Raw genomic sequence first — 18,748 nt, forward strand, 5'->3', positions numbered from 1 at the left:
TCGCCTCCTCGTCTCAGCGCAGGGGCTGGTCGAGGACGGACAGCCGCAATAGATAACAGGCCTGCTCGTCGGCGTCGTCGGGCGGGCAGGTCAGGAAGATTGTGAACGCCACGTCGTGCTCGCTGGTGGTGGGCTCGTCGTTCCAGATGCCGGCGCGGTGGCGGACGCCTTCGATCGTGTACGCCGTGGTGCCCTCGGGGAGCTGGCCCGGCTGCGCCTGCGCCTCGGCGTCGGCCCACGCGCCGGGTACGTACACGTCGGTGATCTCCAGATGCTGGGTCGTGGAGTATTGGCGCAGCTCGATCCAAGTCGCACGGTTCGGGAGGTAGCTGGCGATGTCGGAGGCGAGGCCGGCCTGCTCGACGCCGCTCGGGTCGGCGACGGCCAGGATCGCGCTCGTGTAGTCCAGCGGCATGAGCCCGCTGGTGGTATCCCAGCCGAACAGCGCCTCGGCGACGTGGCGGGCGAACTCCTCCGGGTCGTCGGTCTCTAGGATCGGGGCCAGCTCCCGCGGAGCAGGAGCGGGGCCGACCGGGCCGGAGGGCGCGGTCGATTCCGCCGGTGGAGGGGCGTCGGCGGTGCGGGGGCCGGAGAGCAGCCCGTACACCCCGACGCCGGCCAGGAACAGAACGATGGCGGCGGTCGCGATCAGGGCGATGAGGCGACGACGAGGGCGAGGGGCATCTGTCGGGTTCATGGTCGCCAGGTGCACCCCGGCGCACATCCGCCCCGGCACCATGAGGGGTCCGGGGCGGCGAGAACGCGGGATCACAGGGCACGCAGGTGCCGCACCCCACCCTCACCCGCGTTGGCGCTCCCGCCGTCGCCGCTGTCATGGGCGCGGTCGCGGGCTTGTGCGAGGTCGGCGGCGAACTGCGTGGTGCCGTCCGCGATCGCCAGGAACTGCTCGATCTGCTCATCGCTGAGCTCCCGTGCCAGCTGCGCGGGGTCGTAGTGCGTCCACCAGCCCGTCAGCTCGCCCCAGATCACCAGGAACGAGCGCGTCGTCCACACCGTCATCCCGGCCACAGCCGCTACGGGAGGCTGCTTGCGGCGTGAGGGTTTGGCCGTGACGCGGGCGATGGCCTCCTGCGCCAGCGCATCGAGCTCGGCGTCCTTGGAGCGGCAGGGATCGCCGGCGACGGCGCGGACCTCCTCGAAGATCGGATGCACGGGAGCGCCCGCCTCGATCCGCGCCAGCGCGTCGGCGATCTGCGCATGCGCCTCGGCCGGGAGATCCTCTCGCAGGGCGGCCTGCTGGACGAACTCGATCTTGTCGAGCGTGCGGTAGGAGGCGGCGCCGGGGATCATCGCCGCCGCCTGCTGCCGGGTCTCCCCGGCAGGGGTGGACGGTGCCGGAAAATTTCCGCCACCGTCCACCCCGCCCGCAGCCTCGGGGCCGGGTGCCTTGAATCGGGTGGCTTCCTGGCGGCGGGCGGCGTCCTCGGCGAGCACCTCTTTGAGCTCCCGGTAGAGGCCGGCGGCCTCCAGCGGGGTCAGCGCCTTGTGCAGCAGGTTGTCGTCGTTCTCGGACAGCAGCTGCCCGAGCCGGTCGGAGAGGCCTTGCCGCACCCACGGGTTCACGGTGCGCCAGTGCAGGCGCCGGATCGCTTCGAGCCTGCGCCTGCCGCACACGAGCAGCCCGTCGGGGGCGATCGTGATCGTCTGCAGCAGCCCGTGCTGGTCGATCGACTCCGCGAGCGCGTCGATGTCTCCCAGGTCCTTGCGGTGTCGGGCACCGACCCGGATCGAGGAGACGGCGCGTTTCATCTCCAGGTAGCCGCCGCTCATGACGGGCCTCCGTGCCTCGGGGCAGCCAGCGACACGGTGAGCACGAGATCGTCGTCGTGCAGCAGCACCGGCAGCGACTCGCCGATCAGCAGCCGCAAAAGGATGCCCCGCCCGGCGCTGGTCGCGCTCACCCCCGGTGCGGGGTTGCCCAGCAGCGCCCGCAGCAGCCCGGTCCACGACGAGGCGGGCAGGTCGAGCAGGAGCCGGGAGTGCTGGTCGCGGCGCAGCACCTCGAACGCGGACTGGCGCGAGCCCGCGCGGGCGAGGGCGTGGCAGACGTGCTCGACCGCGGCGCGGGCGGTCTGCGGCGGCCAGCCGAGCACGGTGATGAACGCGATCGCGTCCTCCACCGCCGAGCCCGCCGTGGTCCGCGCCCCGGCCGGCTCCTCCGGGTCGGGGTCGCCCGGGTGGGGGTCGGTGACGTGGAACGCGGGATGGTAGTCATCCAGCGGGTTCTCACGCTCGGAGAGGCGTTCGGCGTCGTGGAAGATCGAGTAGTGCGGGCGGCGCGCCTGGTGCGTGGAGCACAGCAGCCCCTGCCCGCGTTCCTCGGCGATGCAGGTGATCCGCACCGCGTGCGTGATGACCGCCCACGGGTCGGACGCTTCCCGCGCCGAGCGGGTGCGCATCACCTCGAACGCCGCGCTGACGGCCTCCCACGGGTCCAGATGGTGCTTCCTGGCGAGGGCGGCGTACTTGTCGGCCGCGTACTGCATCAGCTTCGCGGCGGTCGGGTCGGTGCGCCATGCGCCGGCCCCTTCCACGTGCAGCCGGGTCAGCAGAGCGCGTAGCCCTTCGCTGGTCGTGTAGTCCTCGCCGCCTCCTGGGGCGGCGGTCATCGTGCGCGGGATCATGACGGCACCTCCTGGGAGGCAGATGCGCATCGGCTCCCACGCTCAAGGTGGAGAAGGCGGTTCGTTCGCATGACCGTTCACCCCGGCTCAGTCCCGCCCTAAGCCACGGGCCTGGGCAGCGGGCTCCTCGCGGCCGAACGCGGACAGCGGCGGCAGCCGCTTCGCATACGCGGCGACCTGCTTGGCGCCGGTCGCGATGCCCGCGCGGGCGTGCTGGAACATCTCAGTCTGGAAGTCGATGCCGCGACGCGAGAGCGCACCGCCGGCCCTGGACATCAGATCGGAGGGGCGCACCCAGTCGACGCCGCGCGTGGGCTTGTCGGTGTCCAGGGTCTGAGTGGCCTGCTCGTCGCGGTCGACGTCGGCGGCCTGGATCGCCTCCGGCGCCATCGCTGCCGAGAGGTCCGCCCGCTCCGGTGCTCTCGTCTCGGGCGGCGGCTGCTGCGGGGGTTCGTGGGGATGCTGGTCGGCGTTCATGATGATGGTTCCTACTCGATCGGATCAGTGGGGGATGCCGGCCCCGTGCGGGCCGGACGTCTCAGAAGACCCTTGCTCGGGGTCGGGCGTGGGAGGGAGCGGCAGCCACCTGCCGACGGTCGAAGGGTGCACCTGCATCTCGCGGGCGATCTGCTTGTTCGACCAGCCCGCCTCCCGCAGCCGGGCCGCACGCTCCTGCCGCCCCGCCCCCGGCCCCACCCGCGCAGGCGGATCGTTCTCGAACGGAGCAGACGAGGCAGACTCCGTGGTCGGTTCGACGCCGAGGACGTCACCTGATGCGGGATCTCGGGGCGGGGTCTCCAGCGCTGCCGGTGCGGACTGCTCCGGCAGCGGGCTCGACGATGCCAAGAACTCGGGCGGGCGGGCTTCGTCCGTCTTCGTGTCGGCGGGCGGATCGTCGGGGGTGCGGGTGGAGCGGATGAGGACGGTCGTCAGATGGGTGGACGCGAGCAAGACCGCCGGCGGGACGGCGGCGACGGTCGCGGCGAGCAGGCCGGGCACGGTCGCCTCGGCGGTGACCAGGGCGTGGGCGGCGTTCGCGGTCACCGAGACCAGGGCGCCGGCGATCAGCAGCGTCCAGGGATACCAGGCGGCCCGGTGCCCGTCGAGGGCGACGACGGCGACGGTGGCGACCACGATCAGCCCGTCCACCAGCAGCGGCCATATCCACGCCTGCCCGTCTCCGATGCCCGAGCGGACGGCGAGATCGGCCAGCGCCGTGAAGGACAGCCAGAACGCGCCGCCGCCGATGAGGACGGTGCCCGACGCTGCCGTGACCACCGCCCACCCTCGCGACCGCTCGATGCTCATCCCAGGCCCCTGCCGGTCGGTGCGGGCGTCTGCGCGTCCAGCTCGACGAACCCGCCACCCGACCGCTCCCCAGTGCGGGTGAGGGTCGGGCCCGTGGCGACGGTGCGGTACGCGGAGTGCACGGTGCGGGTGATCTCCCGCTCCCCGAAATCCGGCTGGGCGACCGTCACCAGCGCATCCAGTGCATCCGCCAACGGCAGGTCACCCTCCGCCAGACGGCACGAGACCCAGAACAGCTTCAAGTTCCGGTCCGTGTCCTGCCGGCTCAGCCACGACGCCATCCGCCGCGCATCCTCCGACCCCACCGCGTCCGATACCGGCCGCGGTGGGCGCGGCGGCGGGGGCGGGGCGAGGAGGTTCCGCAGGCCCTGCGCGTCGACCGGCCCGGTCGGGGCGGGGCTGAGCGAGGCGACTCGGTACAGGCGGGTCTCGCCGTCGATCTCACGGCGCGAGGGCGGGATGACGATGTAGCCGCGGTCGCCGCGGAAGTCGACCCCGGCCTTGCCTGCCTGCCACGACGCCTGCTCGCGTTCGGCTGACGGGTAGTAGACGTGCAGGCCGCCGGTCGGTGAGCGCACCATCGCCTCCCACCCCGAGACCAGCCCGGCCCGGCGTGCCCGGCGGAACGCCGTGAACCCGTCGACGCCGTGCACGTCCACGTCCACCACCGACACCCCCGACGCCCGCCCGGTCGGGACGCCGATGTTCGCTGCCGGCGCCTGCCGCCACCACGACTCGACCCGGCCCAGGTCGGCGGTCGCGTCGTGGAACCCGCGCCCGTCGCGGATCAGCGGGCTCTTCCCGCTCGGCGCGCACGGGAACACCGGCACCCCCGCCTGGGCGAGTGCCCGTGCCGCCACCGGCAGCGGGGCTTCCTCGCCCAGGTGGGCGAGGACGTCGATGAGCGCGGAGCGGGAAGCCATCACAATCCCCGACCTACCGCCGCCGATTCAAGCTCCGGATCACGATCAGGCTCGACCGGGACCCCAGCACGAGCCTCGGATCGGTCCGGACGCGTCGTCTCGCGCTCCAGCCCGGGCGGCGTGCCGTCACTCACCTGGGCGGTGTCGAGACCGTCGAGGATGCTGAGCGCGGTCTTGCGGATGCGCTCACCGGCCGCCTGTACGACCTCGACCGGGTTCTTCCCGTCGACGTTCGCCGCCCAGCCCGCGACGTACGGGATCGTGTAATCCGTGGTGTCCATGCCGTGGGCGGCGCCGATCATGAGCGCCACCGATTCGGCCTCGACCTCACCGATCCCGCGATGCTGCCGCGCCTCCTCCTGATCCGGCCCATGCATCAGCACGTGCCCGAGCTCATGAGCGAGGGTCTTCACCTGCGCGGCATCGTCCATGTTCGTCCGCACGGCGACCTGCCGGGTCTCGAAGTTCGTCAGCCCGTTCGCGCCACCGATCATGCCCTCGTGCGGTACCCACAACAGCTCGAACCCCTCCGCCGCGACCCGCTCAGCCAGACCCTCGCCCAGCCCCTCGGGGGCTTCGCCAGCGAGCAACGCTGGTGCCGGGCGTTCGGGGATCGGATCGCCGGCGGTCTGAGAGGCGTCCCAGACGTAGGCCGGGCGCACGCCGACCATGCGGGAGCGCACGACCTCACCGGGCTTCGGCTTCTCGCCCCGGTTCAGACGCCGCCAGGAATCCGGATCGGCAGGGTTCGTCGAGGCGAATCGGCCGGTGACCGGGGCGAGGATCTGATACCCGGCCTGGCCTTTCTCGACCTGCCGGCCCAGCTGCTGCCACTGCTTGTACCCCGCGACCAGGGTGGGGAACGGTTCGGGCACCCTGCCGGCCTCGAATGCGGCCTGGTGCTGTTCCCAGATCAGGCAGACGTTGTTGAAGCTCCGCGACCGGAACCGGGCAGCGAACCGCATCGCATCGGCCCAGTCCTCACCGGTGACCAGCCGTTCGACGGCACCGGTGAGCTTCTCGTGGAGCTCGTCGAGCTTCGCCTCCCGCGCTTGGCGGGCCTCCTCTTGCCTCGTCGCCATCGTCGGCCTCCTCTCGGCAGGCCCACCGCATGAGAGCGGCAGGACCTTGCACCTGCGAGGTGAGCCAGGAGCCTCCGGCGAGTCGAGACGGTCAGGGAACAACAGAACGAGGTAGGTTGGCCATCAGGACTGCGGAGGCGCCTGACGTTGTGGACCCTCCGGTGTAACAGTCGCTTTGGCTGCTATGGAGGATCCGGCTCGATCACGAGAAGATCGCGCTGATCAGTCGGAAGATCGCATCACTTTTCTCGGACCGTGTTCTGTCGACGATGACGCTGTCGGTACTGGGCAGGAGTCGTACCGGTGCGAGTCCGGAACAGGCGAGCGGCGTGGCTGTGGCTTTTCCATCCGACGCGGTGGATCGCCTTCTCAATGGGAAGGTCAGTGTCGCGGAGGAGAGCCGCGAGGCGTTCGATTCGTAGCGTCGTTTGATACGCGAGCGGCGTCATCGCATGCGTATCAGTGAAGAGCTTGCAGAGTTGCGAGACCGATAGGTGCGTGGCTCGTGCGAGCTCGTCCAGCTTCCACGGCCGCTCAGGTGAATCGCGCAACAGATCGGCTACCTGCCGTACTTCCCGCCGCACGGGTACGAAGCGCGGCCGGGGATCGCGCTCCCCTTCACGTTGCCCAGAGGAGGAGCGAACCGGAGAGGCCTCGACGAACGGCGCCAGCACATCTGCTACGTAGAACCAAAGCGCTTGCATCCGGTGGAAGTGCGCGACGAAACCGCCCGTCATGCTGAGGCTGACCAACTCATCGAGCAGAGGCAACAACGAGAGAGTGCGATCCTCACCGATTCGGAGAACCTGGGCGAGATCGCTGTACACCGAGTCGGCGAAGCCTCGGGCCTCGGACCTGTCACGCAGCAGATGAGCGTATTGCCAGAAGAATTGGTCGAGGGCAAACTCGACATCCAGACAGATGAGGGTGAGCTCGACCTCGCGTTCGGGTTCGCCCCCGCAGAGCACGTTCGAGCCGAGCAGCAGCACGTCGCCGATGCCGACTGGTCGCTCTCCGAACGCGCTGGATACGATCGCCGACCCATCACGGACGACGATCACCTGCACGCAGTTGTAGGCGACCGGCATTATGGGACGTCGAACGACTCGTGTTCGCGCTATCAGCGGCTGATAGGACTCTCCCATCCAAGCGTCTGCATCTCAGTCGGTCTCATCCCAGCGGCTTCCGTACTCTCCTCACGGAGCCAACAAGATCTTGCCGCGCACGCCACCCTGCTCGAAGGCTTTGTGTGCGGCAGAGGCGTCCGAGAGCGGGTAGATGCGGTGAAGCGGCAACGACAGTTCCCCGTTCGCCAGCTGCTGTGCGACGACTGCCAGCTGGGTGCCGCTTTCCTCGACGTAGTTCTTGCCCGGCTCGATCCCGCGCTCGGGCTCGGGCTGCTCGTTGTCAGTGATCGAGATGAACTGGCCCCCGTCACGCACATTCCTGATCGTCTCGGGCAGTCCCGCCGTGTCGAGGACAGCGTCGAAGGCCTGCGCGGAAGCATCGTCCGGTGAGGAGTATGCGGCGGCGATGCCGAGCGCGGTGAGGTCGTCTGCATCGGAGGCGCGGGCTATTCCCGAGACCCGGTGACCGTGCTGGATGAGGAGCTGGACGACGATCCGTCCGACTGCGCCGGCCGCCCCCGTGACGAGAACGTTCGAGTCACTGTCGAGTCTGGCCTTGTCCACGAGTTGCGAGGCGGTGAGGCCGGTCAGCGGTGCCGCGGCGGCGGTATCGAGGTTGAGCCCGGCTGGCACACGAGCGAACAGTTCGGCCGGTGCAGTGATGTACTCCGCGTAGGTGCCGGTCAAGCGGGCCATCTGCTTGACCATGCCCATCACGGGCTCGCCGACGCGGAACTGCGTCACGTCCGCACCGGCGGCCTCAAGGGTGCCCGCGACATCCCAACCGAGGATGCAAGGGAACGGGAGGTCGATACCGGTGACGCCCATACGGGTCCACACGTCGACAGGGTTGACCGCCGCATAGGCGGTCTTAACGCGGATCTCATCTGGTCCGAGGTCGGGTATGTCCAGGTCGGTGTAGGTGAGGACATCAGCGGGGCCGGTGCGGGAGATGGCTGCTGCTTTCATGGCGGGATTCCTTTCGATGACCGGATCAGGACAGAATTGCTTCAGGTGAGCACGAGCACGGAGGCCAGGGCCGGGCCGATCGCGCCGCCGAGGAGATAGAGCAGCGTGAACAGGCCGATCGCGGTTGGTCTTTCCTTGTCGGGGACGGCGCTGGTCGCGGCGGCGACCTGGGTCGCGTTGGCGGAGGTCGCAGCGAACAGGGCCAGGAAGATCCCTATCAGCAGGAGCGCGGGGGCGTGGGCGAAGATCGCGGCGAGGACCGCGATGGCACCGGCAGTCACGAGAACGGATCGGACCTGGATGCGCGTGAAGCGGGCGGCCACGGCGGTGAAGCCGAGGGTCGCGGCTGAGGCGCAGACCATCGCGATGAGTTGCCCTGACGCGGCCCCGTCTTTGGTCCAGTCTGCGCGGGCGACGAGCAGTTGCGGGATGACGAACAGCAGGGTGAAGTACCCGGTCGACAGCGCCAGCGTCAGGCCTGCGGCAGTGAGGAACTTGCCGGAAGTGATCGTCGCGGCCGGTACATACCCGTCGGGGCGGCGACGGACCTGCCAGATGAGCAGGAGGAGCGCGGCGAGGGCGGCGATGATCGCTGCGGCCGGGTTGATGGTGAACAGCACCACGCTGGAGGAGAGCACGACCACGAGCAACGCGCCCCACGCGTCGAAGCGATCCTGGCTGACGGTGCCGCGGGTCAGGTAACGGTTCACGAAAGGCACCGCGATGAGCGTGACCGCGAGCATCGACAACGCCAGCCGCCAGGACACCGTAGACGCGAGCTGAGTGCCCAGCAGCGGGCTGACCGCCCCGAACAGCCCCATGCCCGCGCTGATCGCCCCGACCCTGCGCGCACTGCCGGCGAGGGCGATGGCGAGTACGTTCAGCCCCGCACCTCCGGCGGCCTGGAGGGCGCGGCCACTTATCGCCAACGGCAGCCACGGCGAGAGCAGCACGATGAGCGTGCCTGCGGCGACGAGGATGCCGCTGGTGAACAGGACGGTGCGCTGGCCCCGATGGCGCATCAGCGCCGACTGCAACGGTGTAGCGACGGCGAGGACCAGACCGAATACCGTCGCCAGCCAGGCCGCACTGGGGGCGGTCGTGTCCAGGGTCGCCCCGATGTCGTCGAGGATCAGCACGGTCGCGTTGTTGGCCGCAGCGACCGGGGAAGCCATGAGCACCAGCCACCACACCGGCACCAGCCGCCGGGAGGCCGAGCCGATCCGCATCGAGCCGGGGCGCGAAGGTGAAGTGTCAGTCATGATGCTCCGAGTTGAGAGTTCCGGCAGGCGGTGCGGAGGAGTACGCCTGATGAAAAGCGGCAGGGTCAGGACCGCGGTCGCGGCCCTGACCCTGCGGATGGGGGTCTTACCAGGGAACGACTTCCTCGTCCTGGTAGAAGCCGCCGGTGCCCGCATCGGCAGGCAGGTTCACGACGTGCTTGATGGAGGCCGCGCCCTCGGGAACGGGGCGGCCACCCTCGCCACCGAGGTCGGTGGCGGTCCAGCCCGGCGAGGCGGCGTTGACGGTGATGCCCTCGTCCTTGAGCTCTGCCGCCAGTGACGCGGTGAACGAGTTCAGTGCCGCCTTCGACGCGCTGTACGCCGCCGTGTACGGGCCGACGCGGGCGATCGAGCCGGCCTCGCTGGAGACGTTGACGATGCGTCCGGCCTCCGACTTGCGCACCAGCGGCAGGAATGCCTGGGTCGTGCGCCACTTGCTGAACAGGTTGATGTCCAGCACCTCCTGCAGCTTGTCGAGGCTGACGGTCGAGGGCTGCTGGTCGTAGCCGAAGAGACCACCGACATTGTTGACGAGCACGTCGACACGGCCGTACTCCGTCTCGACCTTCGACGCTGCGGCGTCGATGCTGGCCTGGTCGGAAGTGTCGAGCTGGATCGCGTGGACGTCGCCGCCGATCTCTGATGCTGCCTGGATCGCCTTCTGCTCGTCGCGGGCAGTGAGCAGAACGGTGTCGCCGTCGGCGGCGAGCTGAGCGGCGAGCTCGCGGCCGATGCCGCGGTTCGCGCCGGTGATGAGAACGATGCGTGCCATACCTGGGTATCTCTTCCTTACTTGAGGGTCGATGGGCGGAGCCGGTCGCGGCTCCTGCATCCACTTTCGATCCCGTATGTTCACGATGTCAAACAGAAATCTGCTATAGTTCAACATCGTGGAACATGGTGAGAAGAACGTGCGTGTCGTGCAGTCCGTACAGCGAGCCTTCGATCTGCTCGAACGCATTGCTGTGCAACCCGAGGGGGCGAAGCTCAGCGAGCTTGCCGATGGCGCTGGCCTCAACCGCAGTACCGCACACAACCTGCTGGCATCACTCGAAGCCCTTGGATACATCGCGCAGGACCGGAAGGGGGCCGCCTACCGGCTGACGGGGAAGGTCAACAGGCTCCAGCGCCTCGATGCCGAGGCCGAACGAGCGCTGCGCTTGCGTCTGCGCCCCGTCTTGCAGGCGGTGAGCCAAGCCTCGGGCGAATCGACCTTCCTCGGCCTGGTCTCCGGCATGGACTACCTCTGCGTCGATGCGGTGCTCTCGAATAAGCCCCTGCACTTGGCCGTGCGGCCCGGCGAGCGTAAGCCGCTCGTCGTCGAGGCCCTCGGACACGCGTTGCTCGCCACCGATCCCGAACTCGCCGAAACCGTGCGGGGCGATGATCCGGATGCCTGGAATCTGCACGCGCGCGAGATCGTCGAGGCGGCCAAGCTGGGGTTCGCCCTTGACCTGGACAGCCAGAATGCGGGCATCTCCTGTGTCGCGGTGGCTGTCACCCTGCGGTCGGCGATCGCCGTCGCCGGTCCAACCAGCCGGCTGCCCAAAGCCCGCCTGATCAAGATCGGCGAGAAGATCCGCCAAGAGCTCGACGCGGTCCGGCCTGCGAACCAAGAGTGGCTGTGACGCGCAGGCATACACGTCTGGCGTTCAGCGCGATTCTGCTGCGGCCGATACCAGGATCTCGACCTCACCAGGGCAGGCGGGCTTCATCCTGGTAGAAACCTCCTGTTCCGGCGCGGGCTGGAAGGTCCACGACATGCCTCACGCTCGCCGCCCCATCGGGCACCGGACGCCCTTTGGGCCCGCCGAACTCGGTCGCCGTCCAACCCGGAGATACCGAGTGGACGGTGATCCCATCGTCGGCGAGCTCGGAGGCCAGCGTGCGGGTGAACGCATTGAGCGCGGCCTTCGAGGCACGGTAAGCGGGGATTCCGCCTCCCATCCGCTCCAATGACCCGGACTCGCTGGACACGTTGACGATTCGCGCGCTTTCGCTCCGACGTAGAAGCGGCAGCATCGCCAGCGTCACCCGCCAGGCGCCGATGAGATTCAGGTCGAGCGCTTGCGCGACGATCGTCAGATCGGCGTTGTGCGCCCACTGATGACGGTCGAAGATGCCGGCGGCATTGTTGACGAGGACATCGAGACGCCCGTGACTGGCTTCGATAGCTGAAGCGGCAGCCTCTACGCTCGCGTCGTCAGTGATGTCGATCTGCACCAGATGCACTTCGCCATCGATCTCAACAGCGGCCTGAGCACCGGCTTCCAGATCACGGGAACCGAGCAGCACAGTGTCTCCGGAGTGTGCCAGCTGCGCGGCGAGTTCACGTCCGATGCCTCGGTTGGCGCCCGTGATGAGCACGATGCGGGTCATCTCTTCCTCTCCTGGAGTGTGTTGCAGACGGTCTCAGCCGAAGCTCTTGCGAAAGAACTGCTCGATCTGGTCGAAGGGAATCAGGTCCTTCTTGTCGTACAGGTCGACGTGGTCCGCACCAGGCACGACGACCAGCTCGGTCTTGCCCGGTGCCTCGCCGTGGACGTCCTGGGAGTAGTACAGCGAGTGAGCCTGATCGCCGGAGATCATGAGCACCGGGGCGATGATCTCGTCCAGGCGTGCCATGAGCGGGAACGCGAAGAACGAGGCCGGGGTGGTGGCCGTCCACGCGGTGTTCGAGTTGATCGAGCGCGGGTGGTAGCCGCGTTCGGTGCGGTAGTAGTCGAAGAAGCTCGATGTGACCGCGTCCGCGCCCTCGGGCAGCGTCTCGGGCAAGATGCGATCGCCGGTGACGACTTCGCCGTCCGCATCGAGGGGAACCTCGTGGAACCCGCGGGCGTAGCTGCCGTTCTCCGCGTCGGTCCAGCGCTGCTGACTGTAGTAGTCGATCACGGTCCGCCGGTTCTCAGGGGTGTAACTGTCCTCGTGGCTGCACGAGATGCTGCGCGACATGTCGTACATCGACGCGGTTGCCACTGCCTTGATCCGGCTGTCGGAGGTGGCGGCGGTGATCGCCATGCCGCTGAGCCCGCAGATCGCCTGCAGCCCGATCCGGTCGCGATCGACATTCTCCTGGAGACCGAGGAAGTCGACGGTGGCGCTGAAATCCTCGGTGAAGATGTCCGGGGAGGCCACGTCGCGCACCTGTCCGCCGCTCTCACCGGTGAACGAGGGATCGAACGCGACAGCGATGAAGCCGCGGCGGGCGAGCTCGTTCGCGTACAGGCCCGATGACTGCTCCTTGACTGCGCCGAACGGGCCGCTCACCGCCAGGGCGGGGAGCTTCCCGGCCGCGTTCTCCGGGGCGTAGAGGTCTCCAGCGATCTCGATGCCGTACCGGTTGCGGTAGCGCACCGGGGTGCGGGTGACGCCGCCTGCGAGGGCGAACGTGTAATCGTCTGTGTGGGTCATGATGCTTCTCCTTGTCTCGTGATCGTCAGCAGAGTCGAGGGGCCTCGGTGCCTCAACGGCGCGGTCCGACCGAGGCCGCGACGGCAGTAGCCGCCTCGGCTGCCGTGGTCGGGCCATCGGTGAGCTCGACGATGGTGCGGGCCAGAGCGTCCTCGTGCAGGGCCGCGACGATGAAGGCGGCCACGTCGTCGCGGGGCACGTTCTTCTCCACTGGCTGCCCTCCAGCAGACGACCCTCCGTCTTCTGTGGAGATGAGGGCGAGGCCGGCCGTGACTCGGCCGTCACCGGGTTCGTCGAGGAGGTGACCGGGGCGGACGATGATCCAGTCAAGGTTCGTGCGAACGAGGAACGCCTCAGCGGCTTTCTTCGTCGCGAGGTAGTGCGCGTAGCCATCGCTGATGCCTTCGGTGCTTGCGGCAGCTTCGGGGAAGGCGGAGACGAGCACGAACTGCCGCACCCCGGCTTGCTCGGCGGCCTGGGCGGCCTTCTCGACGCCCTTACCGTCGATGAGGGTGGTCTGATCCCTACCGGTACCGTGCGCTCCGGCGGCGAACACGACGGCGTCGTGTCCGGTCATCTTCTCCGCCAGCTGGTCAACGGTGTCGGCGACGAGATCGCCCAGCACCGGTGTCGCACCGGATTCCTCGACGCGTCCCTGGTGTTCGGGGTTGCGGAACATTCCCGTCACCTGGTCTCCTGCCCTCGCGAGAGCGGCGGACAGGCGGGTGCCGATGCCGCCGGCGGCTCCGATGATGAATGCTTGCATGTTGATTCGTCTTCCTCTTCGGTGACTGCTTCACTTTCCACTCTGCTCGTGCAGCCGCCTATGTGGGAGGGCAGGTCATGCCCCCCTGTGAGGGGGCAGAGTCGACCCTCCCGCACCGGCCGAGGCGTCTCGATACTGGATACAGGGCACCGGTAGACCGTGCGCCCGAACAGCCACGAACGAAGGAGAACACCCATGCCGACCACCGTGAACGCCTACGGTGCCGTGTCCGCGACCGATCCGCTGGAGCCGTTGACCATTGAGCGGCGCGACCTCGGACCGCACGACGTGCTCATCACCATCGACTACGCCGGCATCTGTCACTCCGACATCCACACCGTGCGCGGTGAATGGGGGCAGATCGACTACCCTCAGGTCGTCGGCCACGAGATCGTCGGCCACGTCGCCGCTATCGGTTCAGAGGTCACCACGCATCAGGTCGGTGACCGCGTCGGCGTCGGCTGCGAGTCCGGTTCCTGCGGCGAGTGTGAGCAGTGCGCCAAGGGCGAAGAGGTCTATTGCCTGCGAGGCAACATCCAGACCTACGGCGGCGTCGATGTCGATGGGACGATCACCCAGGGCGGCTACTCCCAGGCCACCGTGGTTCATGAGCGCTTCGTGCTCCGCGTACCCGAGTCGCTGCCGATCGAGCAGGTCGCTCCGCTGCTGTGCGCGGGCGTGACGCTGTTCTCGCCGCTGAGGCACTGGAACGCCGGGCCCGGCACGAAGGTCGCGATCATCGGCATGGGCGGCCTCGGTCACGTCGGCGTGAAGCTCGCCCACGCCCTCGGCGCCGAGGTGACAGTGCTTTCCCGGACGCTCGCCAAGCAGGAGGACGGCCTCAGGTTCGGCGCGGACCATTACTACGCCACTTCCGTTCCCGAGACTTTCCAGAAGCTCGACAGCGAGTTCGACCTGATCCTGAGCACCGTCTCGGACGGCATCGACTACAACGACTACGTGGGCCTGCTTGCCGTTAACGGCACTTTGGTGCTGCTGGGCGCCCCCACGGAACCTGTCCAGGTCGACGCAATGGCCCTCCTGGCACACCGTCGCTCGATTGCCGGCTCCGCCAACGGCGGTATCAAGGTCACTCAGGAGATGCTCGACTTCTGCGCGGAGCACCACATCCTGCCCGAGACCGAGCTGATCGGTGCCGATCAGATCAACGAGGCCTACGAGCGGGTCGTGTCCTCCGATGTGCGCTACCGCTTCGTCATCGACACCAGCACCCTGGCCTGACCCACGCGAGCCACGGACCGGCTGTTTCAGCCGGCCCGTGCCCGCACCCACCGCGTATTCTGGAGTAACCATGAGCAGGAAAGACGAGGTTCGCGAGTTCCTCATCAGCCGCAGGGCCGGCATCACCCCGGCCGAGGTCGGTCTGCCCGCCGGCGGCGAGGACCGGCGCGTACCCGGTCTGCGCCGCGAGGAGGTCGCGGTGCTTGCCGGCGTGAGCACGGATTACTACACGAAGCTCGAACGAGGGAAACTCCGCACCGCCTCGGCCAGCGTGCTCGCCGCGATCGCCGACGCCCTGCGCCTCGATGATGTCGAGCGCGCCCACCTGTTTGACCTGTTCCGCGAACCCGGCGAGACCCCAAAACTGCCGGCCGTGACGGACACGAAGAGGAAGATACCTGCATCGGTGCAGCGAGTGCTCGACGGGATGAACGTGCCGGCACTCGTCTACGGGGTCACTCAGGACATTCTCGGGGCGAACCTGCTGGGGCGGGCGATGTTCGCGCCCCTGTTCGACGCGGAACGGCCGAACATGGCGCGGTTCATCTTCCTCGACTCCCGCGCCCCGGCCTTCTACGACGACTGGGATCTCGCGTGCAGCCTGACCGCGGCGATGCTCCGCTACGAGGCGGGGCGCGACCCGCTCAACGCACAGCTGACCGCCCTGATCGGTGAGCTCTCTACCCGCAGCCCGGTGTTCCGTTCCCACTGGGCTGCCAGCGACGTCCATGAGCACCGCACCGGTCGCAAGACCTTCCATCATCCCGCCGTCGGCGCCATCGAAGCGGCATACGATGTGCTCGAACTTCCGGGCGAGCACGGGATCTCGATCACGACGTACAGTGCCGACCCCGGCAGCCCGAGTGCGGAAAAGCTCTCTGTGCTGGCGAGCTGGGCCGCGAGTCAGCACCTCGACAACGACGCGGATAATGATGCCCGAAAGCGGGCCGCAGTCGCGCCGAAGGAGGATCGATGACCGGGCACGTGATCGATCGTGCCGACGGACGCACCGACGGTGAGCACTGGGATGAAGAGTTCGACCTTGGCTCCTACCGTGCCGATATCTGCATAGTGATGGTCAGCACGCAAGAAGCCGGGTACGGTCCGCGTCTACACCAGCATCCCTACCCGGAGACGTTCGTCATCCAGCGCGGCAGTGCACGCTTCACCATCGGCGATGAAGAACTGATCGGACGAGCCGGCCAGGTCATCGTCGTTCCCGCCCAGACACCGCACACGTTCCGAACGCTGGGCCCCTACGAGGCCGTGGACATCTACGCCAACGACGAGGTCATCATCGACTGGCTGGAATGACCGGCATCGCCCCTGGTGGTCGGGCCGCGTAACGTCGCCGCCTTGGACGGCCGCTACGACCTCCTCTGACGGTCGCTGAACAGGCAGCGATGGCCGGCAACCGGAGGTGATGCCTGCCATCACCGCCGGTCACGGATTACGAGACGGTCCAGCCGCCGTCGACGAGCAGAGAGTGCCCATAGACGAACGAGGAGTCGGCGGACGCGAGGAACAGCACAGCTCGGGCGATCTCCTCACATTCCGCGTGCCGCTTCGCCGGGGTCGTCGCGAGGAACGCGACCTTGGACTCAGCCCCGAACCCGTCAGCCCAGATGTACTCGGTTTGGGGCGTACGCACGAGCCCGGGGCAGACGGCATTGACTCGGACAGCGGGGCCATAGTCAGCCGCGATGGACTTGGTGACCCCGATCACGCCGTGCTTGGCAGCCGTATAGGCGATGCCGCCCCCATTGGCGACGAGACCGGCGATGGAAGCAGTGTTGACAATAGTCGCATTGTGGGCGTCCTGGAGGTGGGGCATGAATGCCTTGCACATCAAGAAGATGCCTTTGAGGTCCACTGCGATCACACGGTCCCAGACGGCTTCGTCGGTTTCGGTCAACGAACTGTTGTTATCGAAGATCCCGGCGTTGTTGATGAGCGTGGTCACCTGCCCGAAGTCCGCGACGATCTGCTGTCTGACATGCTCGACGGAGGCGGCATTCGAGATGTCCGCTTGGTATGCGCGAGCGACTCCACCGTCGGCCTCTATCAGCGAGACCGTCTCCCGCATGCTGTCTTCGGACACATCGAGGACTGCGATCTGCGCACCCTCCGAGGCGAACAGCTGCGCGATGACGCGGCCCATTCCTGAGCCGGCACCCGTGACGACGGCCGTCTTCCCTTTCAATCGATCCGACATCATGTTTCTCCATTCCCGGACACGTCGTTGTGCGTGAACGCCGAATGATGGTGCGCAGAACGAGATCCGCGCATTGTTCATATTTTCGTGAAGCATCTGGCGGTTGCCAGATGGGAGGCTCGAACCCGGTCAGTTCGGCACGTCGATGTGCTTTCCTGGCCGGGCCTCGAAGTCGTCAGTGACCGCCTGGCCGGCTCAGCGCTTCGTTAGCGACGATGTCGTGTGGGCCGAGACGGTCCGACGCGGACTTCGCGTGGTGCCAGTACGGGTAGAGGAGCGGCGGCGCCGAGACGGCGTCCAACCGCGCCCGTTCCTCATCGGTGAGGACGAGTTCGGCCGCGGCGAGATTGTCGGTGAGCTGCTGTTCGGTGCGGGCACCAACGATCAGCGATGAGATGCCTGGACGGCCGAGCAGCCATGCGAGCGACACTTGCGCAGCGGAGACCCCGCGGGCATCACCGATGGCGGCGAGCTCGTCAACGATGTCGTAGAGGGCGTCCACGTCACGCACTGGAGGCTCGCCCCAACCGGTGAGCTGGCGTGAACCCTCCGGGGCATCCTGTCCACGCCGGTACTTGCCGGAGAGCAGGCCCGCCGCGAGGGGGCTCCACACCGTCACGCCGACGCCGGAGTCCTCGGCAATCGGGAGCAGTTCGTACTCCGCTTCCCGTGCTTGCAGGGTGTAGTGGATCTGCTGAGAGATGAACCGCTGGTAGCCGTGCCGCTCGGAGACACCAAGCGCCTTGGACAGTTGCCACCCGGCGAAGTTCGAACTGCCGATGTAGCGGACCTTGCCTGAGCCCACGAGCGAGTCCAGAGCCTCCATGGTCTCTTCCAACGGGGTCTGGCCATCCCACTCGTGCACCTGGTAAAGGTCGATGTGGTCGGTGCCGAGCCTCCTCAGGCTCGCCTCGCACTGGTCGATGATGTGCTTACGCGACAGGCCGGCATCGTTGGGCCCATCGCCCATGCCCATGCGTACCTTCGTCGCGACCAGGGTGCGGTCGCGACGGCCTCTGAGCGCTTCTCCGAGGATCTCCTCGGAGACTCCGTGCGAGTACACATTGGCGGTGTCGATCATGTTCACGCCGTGGTCGAGCGCGAGGTCCAGCAGGCGGCGGGCGTCGTCGAGACCGGTGGTGCCGGCCTTGGCGAAGAATCCGGTTCCACCGAAGGTCATCACCCCGAAGGTGATGGCCGATACCTTCAAGCCGGAGCGTCCAAGGTAGCGGTATTCCATGTCATTCCCCCTTGGCGAAGAAGTCCGGGATGTACGGGTTGTTCACCCAGCTCTCCGTCCACGGTGTGACCACGTCGATCTTGCCGTCGATGTCCTGGAAGTACCAGACGCCGTCGACCTTGCGGAACTGGTCGCGGAAGGTGCCGGCGAACATATACGCCTCGTCCTCACCGTCCTCGTTCTTGAGGGTCTGGAAGTCGAGGATGTAGAAGCTGCCTTGAGCGGTCTGACCGTCTTCGCCCACCGTGATGACGGACGGCATGAAGTAGTGGATCGACCACGAGATGTTTCCGGCGAGGGTCACGCAGTGCGCCTTGATTGCCTCACGGCCTTGCATCGGGAGTTGGTCCTCGCCGACCTGCCAGCGGCCGTCCTCGCTGAACAGCGCGGCGATCTTGTCGCCGTTGAAGCGGTCGTCGAGAGCTTCGGCATAGCGAGCTTTGAGTTGCTTGATCTCCTCGATGTCCTCCAGTCGCTGCAAGCGCTGTCCGTCGGTCAGCTTTGATTTCGTCATGAGATGTGTCTTCCTGTTCGTGA

General features: G+C 67.6%; 21 protein-coding genes. 4 read left to right on the forward strand and 17 right to left on the reverse strand.

Annotated features, from left to right (window positions below):
- Window positions 1-13 precede the first annotated feature (13 nt).
- The 11 genes from Q7C18_RS03900 to Q7C18_RS03950 all read right to left on the reverse strand — a co-directional run bounded on the left by Q7C18_RS03900 (window position 14) and on the right by Q7C18_RS03950 (window position 10,109).
- Complete coding sequence (locus Q7C18_RS03900; RefSeq protein WP_311024273.1) at window positions 14-697, reverse strand: hypothetical protein; 684 nt, start codon at window positions 695-697, stop codon at window positions 14-16.
- A 71-nt stretch (window positions 698-768) separates the two neighbouring features.
- Window positions 769-1,791 (reverse strand): ParB N-terminal domain-containing protein, encoded by a 1,023-nt coding sequence (locus tag Q7C18_RS03905; RefSeq protein ID WP_311024274.1) that lies wholly within the window; start codon window positions 1,789-1,791, stop codon window positions 769-771.
- Window positions 1,788-2,645: a hypothetical protein gene (locus Q7C18_RS03910; RefSeq protein WP_311024275.1), complete on the reverse strand. Its 858-nt coding sequence runs from the start codon at window positions 2,643-2,645 to the stop codon at window positions 1,788-1,790. The genes Q7C18_RS03905 and Q7C18_RS03910 overlap by 4 nt, the downstream gene beginning before the upstream one ends.
- A gap of 87 nt (window positions 2,646-2,732) precedes the next feature.
- Window positions 2,733-3,122: a hypothetical protein gene (locus Q7C18_RS03915; RefSeq protein WP_311024276.1), complete on the reverse strand. Its 390-nt coding sequence runs from the start codon at window positions 3,120-3,122 to the stop codon at window positions 2,733-2,735.
- 24 nt (window positions 3,123-3,146) lie between these two features.
- Window positions 3,147-3,953, reverse strand: coding sequence for a DUF2637 domain-containing protein (locus tag Q7C18_RS03920; protein WP_311024277.1), 807 nt, complete (start codon window positions 3,951-3,953; stop codon window positions 3,147-3,149).
- A complete protein-coding gene (locus Q7C18_RS03925) occupies window positions 3,950-4,876 on the reverse strand; it encodes a bifunctional DNA primase/polymerase (RefSeq protein WP_311024278.1) in 927 nt (308 codons plus the stop codon). Before Q7C18_RS03925 ends, Q7C18_RS03920 begins: the two co-directional genes overlap by 4 nt.
- Window positions 4,876-5,958 (reverse strand): ArdC-like ssDNA-binding domain-containing protein, encoded by a 1,083-nt coding sequence (locus Q7C18_RS03930; protein WP_311024279.1) that lies wholly within the window; start codon window positions 5,956-5,958, stop codon window positions 4,876-4,878. Before Q7C18_RS03930 ends, Q7C18_RS03925 begins: the two co-directional genes overlap by 1 nt.
- A gap of 239 nt (window positions 5,959-6,197) precedes the next feature.
- A complete protein-coding gene (locus Q7C18_RS03935) occupies window positions 6,198-7,046 on the reverse strand; it encodes an AraC family transcriptional regulator (RefSeq protein WP_311024280.1) in 849 nt (282 codons plus the stop codon).
- 108 nt (window positions 7,047-7,154) lie between these two features.
- The gene (locus Q7C18_RS03940) at window positions 7,155-8,054 is read right to left on the reverse strand and encodes an NADP-dependent oxidoreductase (protein ID WP_311024281.1); all 900 of its coding nucleotides are present in this window, start codon (window positions 8,052-8,054) and stop codon (window positions 7,155-7,157) included.
- Window positions 8,055-8,095: 41 nt separating this feature from the next.
- Window positions 8,096-9,316 carry an MFS transporter gene (locus tag Q7C18_RS03945; RefSeq protein WP_311024282.1) on the reverse strand — a complete coding sequence of 407 codons (1,221 nt, stop codon included), beginning with the start codon at window positions 9,314-9,316 and terminating at the stop codon, window positions 8,096-8,098.
- A 106-nt stretch (window positions 9,317-9,422) separates the two neighbouring features.
- Window positions 9,423-10,109, reverse strand: a complete 687-nt coding sequence (locus Q7C18_RS03950; RefSeq protein ID WP_311024283.1) for an SDR family NAD(P)-dependent oxidoreductase — start codon at window positions 10,107-10,109, stop codon at window positions 9,423-9,425.
- A 118-nt stretch (window positions 10,110-10,227) separates the two neighbouring features.
- Between Q7C18_RS03950 and Q7C18_RS03955 the strand changes: the two genes are divergently transcribed.
- On the forward strand, window positions 10,228-10,965 hold the full coding sequence (locus Q7C18_RS03955; RefSeq protein ID WP_311024284.1) for an IclR family transcriptional regulator: 738 nt from the start codon (window positions 10,228-10,230) through the stop codon (window positions 10,963-10,965).
- Between the two features lie 64 nt (window positions 10,966-11,029).
- On the opposite strand, the gene Q7C18_RS03960 is transcribed toward Q7C18_RS03955, so the two are convergent.
- The 3 genes from Q7C18_RS03960 to Q7C18_RS03970 form a co-directional block, all read right to left on the reverse strand.
- Window positions 11,030-11,716: an SDR family NAD(P)-dependent oxidoreductase gene (locus Q7C18_RS03960; RefSeq protein ID WP_311024285.1), complete on the reverse strand. Its 687-nt coding sequence runs from the start codon at window positions 11,714-11,716 to the stop codon at window positions 11,030-11,032.
- Between the two features lie 33 nt (window positions 11,717-11,749).
- Window positions 11,750-12,691 carry an alpha/beta hydrolase gene (locus Q7C18_RS03965; RefSeq protein ID WP_311024286.1) on the reverse strand — a complete coding sequence of 314 codons (942 nt, stop codon included), beginning with the start codon at window positions 12,689-12,691 and terminating at the stop codon, window positions 11,750-11,752.
- 109 nt (window positions 12,692-12,800) lie between these two features.
- Window positions 12,801-13,514, reverse strand: coding sequence for an NAD(P)-binding oxidoreductase (locus Q7C18_RS03970; protein ID WP_311024287.1), 714 nt, complete (start codon window positions 13,512-13,514; stop codon window positions 12,801-12,803).
- Between the two features lie 195 nt (window positions 13,515-13,709).
- Between Q7C18_RS03970 and Q7C18_RS03975 the strand changes: the two genes are divergently transcribed.
- The 3 genes from Q7C18_RS03975 (at window position 13,710) to Q7C18_RS03985 (ending at window position 16,070) form a co-directional block, all read left to right on the forward strand.
- A complete protein-coding gene (locus Q7C18_RS03975) occupies window positions 13,710-14,756 on the forward strand; it encodes an NAD(P)-dependent alcohol dehydrogenase (RefSeq protein ID WP_311024288.1) in 1,047 nt (348 codons plus the stop codon).
- Between the two features lie 70 nt (window positions 14,757-14,826).
- Window positions 14,827-15,732, forward strand: coding sequence for a helix-turn-helix transcriptional regulator (locus Q7C18_RS03980; RefSeq protein ID WP_311024289.1), 906 nt, complete (start codon window positions 14,827-14,829; stop codon window positions 15,730-15,732).
- Window positions 15,729-16,070 carry a cupin domain-containing protein gene (locus tag Q7C18_RS03985; protein ID WP_311024290.1) on the forward strand — a complete coding sequence of 114 codons (342 nt, stop codon included), beginning with the start codon at window positions 15,729-15,731 and terminating at the stop codon, window positions 16,068-16,070. The genes Q7C18_RS03980 and Q7C18_RS03985 overlap by 4 nt, the downstream gene beginning before the upstream one ends.
- Before the next feature lie 136 nt (window positions 16,071-16,206).
- On the opposite strand, the gene Q7C18_RS03990 is transcribed toward Q7C18_RS03985, so the two are convergent.
- From Q7C18_RS03990 to Q7C18_RS04000, 3 genes are all read right to left on the reverse strand, one after another.
- The gene (locus Q7C18_RS03990) at window positions 16,207-16,974 is read right to left on the reverse strand and encodes an SDR family oxidoreductase (RefSeq protein ID WP_311024291.1); all 768 of its coding nucleotides are present in this window, start codon (window positions 16,972-16,974) and stop codon (window positions 16,207-16,209) included.
- 172 nt (window positions 16,975-17,146) lie between these two features.
- Complete coding sequence (locus Q7C18_RS03995; protein ID WP_311024292.1) at window positions 17,147-18,211, reverse strand: aldo/keto reductase; 1,065 nt, start codon at window positions 18,209-18,211, stop codon at window positions 17,147-17,149.
- A 1-nt stretch (window position 18,212) separates the two neighbouring features.
- Window positions 18,213-18,725, reverse strand: a complete 513-nt coding sequence (locus tag Q7C18_RS04000; protein WP_311024293.1) for a nuclear transport factor 2 family protein — start codon at window positions 18,723-18,725, stop codon at window positions 18,213-18,215.
- Window positions 18,726-18,748: the final 23 nt, after the last annotated feature.

Source organism: Nesterenkonia sp. CL21 (assembly GCF_031705515.1).
Taxonomy (GTDB): domain Bacteria; phylum Actinomycetota; class Actinomycetes; order Actinomycetales; family Micrococcaceae; genus Nesterenkonia; species Nesterenkonia aethiopica.

Coding starts and splice junctions, on each gene's coding strand:
- Q7C18_RS03900 (WP_311024273.1), bottom strand. CDS start 697: ATGAACCCGACAGATGCCCCTCGCCCTCGTCGTCGCCTCATCGCCCTG.
- Q7C18_RS03905 (WP_311024274.1), bottom strand. CDS start 1,791: ATGAGCGGCGGCTACCTGGAGATGAAACGCGCCGTCTCCTCGATCCGG.
- Q7C18_RS03910 (WP_311024275.1), bottom strand. CDS start 2,645: ATGATCCCGCGCACGATGACCGCCGCCCCAGGAGGCGGCGAGGACTAC.
- Q7C18_RS03915 (WP_311024276.1), bottom strand. CDS start 3,122: ATGAACGCCGACCAGCATCCCCACGAACCCCCGCAGCAGCCGCCGCCC.
- Q7C18_RS03920 (WP_311024277.1), bottom strand. CDS start 3,953: ATGAGCATCGAGCGGTCGCGAGGGTGGGCGGTGGTCACGGCAGCGTCG.
- Q7C18_RS03925 (WP_311024278.1), bottom strand. CDS start 4,876: ATGGCTTCCCGCTCCGCGCTCATCGACGTCCTCGCCCACCTGGGCGAG.
- Q7C18_RS03930 (WP_311024279.1), bottom strand. CDS start 5,958: ATGGCGACGAGGCAAGAGGAGGCCCGCCAAGCGCGGGAGGCGAAGCTC.
- Q7C18_RS03935 (WP_311024280.1), bottom strand. CDS start 7,046: ATGCCGGTCGCCTACAACTGCGTGCAGGTGATCGTCGTCCGTGATGGG.
- Q7C18_RS03940 (WP_311024281.1), bottom strand. CDS start 8,054: ATGAAAGCAGCAGCCATCTCCCGCACCGGCCCCGCTGATGTCCTCACC.
- Q7C18_RS03945 (WP_311024282.1), bottom strand. CDS start 9,316: ATGACTGACACTTCACCTTCGCGCCCCGGCTCGATGCGGATCGGCTCG.
- Q7C18_RS03950 (WP_311024283.1), bottom strand. CDS start 10,109: ATGGCACGCATCGTTCTCATCACCGGCGCGAACCGCGGCATCGGCCGC.
- Q7C18_RS03960 (WP_311024285.1), bottom strand. CDS start 11,716: ATGACCCGCATCGTGCTCATCACGGGCGCCAACCGAGGCATCGGACGT.
- Q7C18_RS03970 (WP_311024287.1), bottom strand. CDS start 13,514: ATGCAAGCATTCATCATCGGAGCCGCCGGCGGCATCGGCACCCGCCTG.
- Q7C18_RS03975 (WP_311024288.1), top strand. CDS start 13,710: ATGCCGACCACCGTGAACGCCTACGGTGCCGTGTCCGCGACCGATCCG.
- Q7C18_RS03980 (WP_311024289.1), top strand. CDS start 14,827: ATGAGCAGGAAAGACGAGGTTCGCGAGTTCCTCATCAGCCGCAGGGCC.
- Q7C18_RS03985 (WP_311024290.1), top strand. CDS start 15,729: ATGACCGGGCACGTGATCGATCGTGCCGACGGACGCACCGACGGTGAG.
- Q7C18_RS03990 (WP_311024291.1), bottom strand. CDS start 16,974: ATGATGTCGGATCGATTGAAAGGGAAGACGGCCGTCGTCACGGGTGCC.
- Q7C18_RS03995 (WP_311024292.1), bottom strand. CDS start 18,211: ATGGAATACCGCTACCTTGGACGCTCCGGCTTGAAGGTATCGGCCATC.
- Q7C18_RS04000 (WP_311024293.1), bottom strand. CDS start 18,725: ATGACGAAATCAAAGCTGACCGACGGACAGCGCTTGCAGCGACTGGAG.